This window comes from Vibrio sp. M260118, from assembly GCF_036533755.1.
Classification (GTDB): Bacteria; Pseudomonadota; Gammaproteobacteria; order Enterobacterales; family Vibrionaceae; genus Vibrio.
Map to the genome: position 1 here is coordinate 1 of NZ_JATABG010000480.1, position 2,156 is coordinate 2,156.

The following is a 2,156-nucleotide window of genomic DNA, read 5'->3' on the forward strand; positions in this document are numbered from 1 at the left end:
ACTTCTCTACTATGTAGCAAAATATTTATAAAAACTAATACAATGAAACGTCTATTTGCTTGGATTCTGACTTCTGCGGCATTCATCCCGCAGGCATACTCTGCCGAAGACCATGACTGGGAACAGTGGGAAACGGCCTACCATAATGCACTTCAAACGAGCGACTCAAAAGCTCTATCGATGCTCCAGGACCGCTATAGCGCCCTGCCCCCGAGCGTTGAAAAACTGTACATCAGCTCAAAGCTACATAATTTTATGACGCTGCGAGGCCAACCCTACTATGGCAATTCCATCGCGTTCGATGAAGAGTACTCTAATTTAGAACAGTCCTTCATGTCCGGGCTGAATGCCGAAGCGAAATTAGACTTTGTTACAGCCACAAAAAGCTATCTAACAAACCTAGAACACGCAAACAGTAAGGGGAACATTCAAGGCCAGATTTTGTTTGAGTATCACCTCTGTCGTGCTCTAAATGCGCAAGGGCAATTTTATAGTGCATTAGTTTACTGTAATGCGTTGGAAACTCACTTAAACGAAGTAGATAATACAATTTTGCCAAAGTACGACGCATTGAGAGTGGTGGGTAACAACCAAGAGTTTGTCGGCCGCTACCAAGCAGCTCTCGACACCTATCAAGCTTACCTAAACTCGATCCCAAGCTATGTCGACCCATCCGGTGTTTATAACGATGCGGGCCTGCTATTAAAGACACTCGGCCAATATGATCTTGCTATAGAGTATATGAATCATGCTTTGTCGATCCGCGAGAAATCCAATATGGCTCTGGGTATGGCGCAGTCACACCACAGCATGGGAGACATACTACTCGCCACTCGAGACTACCTTGGCGCTATCCAACACTTCTCGAGTTCCAAACAGATTCTTAACGACTACAACTACTCCTATGGAGTGACGCACGTCGCCCTAGGGCTTGGTAAGGCTTACGCTCAGATACAACAATATAGGCTAAGTTACCAACATTTATCAGAAGCCCTATCGCTAGCAGAAACACAGGGGAATGATTCAGTTCGTGGCGAGATATATCTTGCACTTTCAGTTTTGGCTAAAGCCCAAGATGACTTCGATAGAGCACAAGATTACTCGCAACAAGCTTATGCATTAGCAGAAAAAATCCAGAGCGAAAGGCTACAAGCGAAAGCACTAAAATCATTAGCGACCATTGCTCAAGACGTAGGCCAATACAAGCTTGCACTGCAATACCATCAACAGTATTTCGACTCTGAAATTGCCAAAAGAACCAAAAAGAATCGAGCAGCATTTCTAGCAATGGAACGGGCGCAGCAAGAGTTTAACCAGACGCTTAAACAAAGTCAGACCATCGAAACCATCAAGTCCCTAGAAAAAGAAAATAAAGCGCTCGAATCACAACGACGCTTATTCATCTTTTTAATAGGTCTACTCAGTTTAGTACTCATTGCTCTGTATCTGATATCGCGGACAAAGAGTAAAAAAGCAGAAATTGATCAGCTATCAGGCGCTTATAATCGAGCTGCCTCGATCTACAAAATTAAAAGTGTAGATAGAACGCCGTCACTGATTAAAAAGCACATTTTGGTTTTGCTTGATCTAGATGACTTTAAACAGGTTAATGACAGCTACGGTCATCCAACAGGAGACAGAGCTCTACAAGCCATTGCCAAGTGCATTCAAACCACGTTGCATGAGGGTGATATTTTTGGCCGCTTAGGCGGTGAGGAGTTCGTTGCTGTGATGAAGAATGTCGATGAGCTCGATGTGCGAGAGCGTGTTGAAGAGCTACATCAGAAAATTGGCAGCAGTGAGTTTACCGCAGAGACCAAAGAGAAGCTTACAATTACCGCAAGCCTCTCCTACCTTGCCACATCGAAACCACTAAGTGATTTCGACGAACTTTATTCAATATTGGATCAAGCACTGTATCAAGTGAAGATGAATGGGAAGAATCAGATTATCGATGCTTACAACGAACCTATTTACCTGCCGAACTCTGCTTACGTACCAGTTCAGCCATAATAGCTTCGCGCTCAGAAAGGTAGTCATTTAACCCTACCTTTCTGAGTTCACATGACGGGCAATCACCACAACCATCGCCAATAATACCGTTGTAACAAGTCAACGTTTTCTCTCGCACCAGTTGCAAAGCGTTATATTGATCG

Annotated in this window: 2 protein-coding genes; one reads left to right on the forward strand and one right to left on the reverse strand. The window is 43.9% G+C overall.

Annotated features, from left to right (window positions below; all coding sequences use genetic code 11):
- A partial coding sequence (locus tag QTO00_RS18610; RefSeq protein ID WP_331426097.1) for a tetratricopeptide repeat-containing diguanylate cyclase occupies positions 1-2,013 on the forward strand: 2,013 nt, incomplete at its 5' end.
- On the opposite strand, the gene QTO00_RS18615 is transcribed toward QTO00_RS18610, so the two are convergent.
- Positions 1,970-2,156, reverse strand: a 187-nt coding sequence (locus tag QTO00_RS18615; RefSeq protein ID WP_331426098.1) for a 7-cyano-7-deazaguanine synthase, incomplete at its 5' end; no start/stop codon positions are given. The two genes, QTO00_RS18610 and QTO00_RS18615, sit on opposite strands and share 44 nt — an antisense overlap.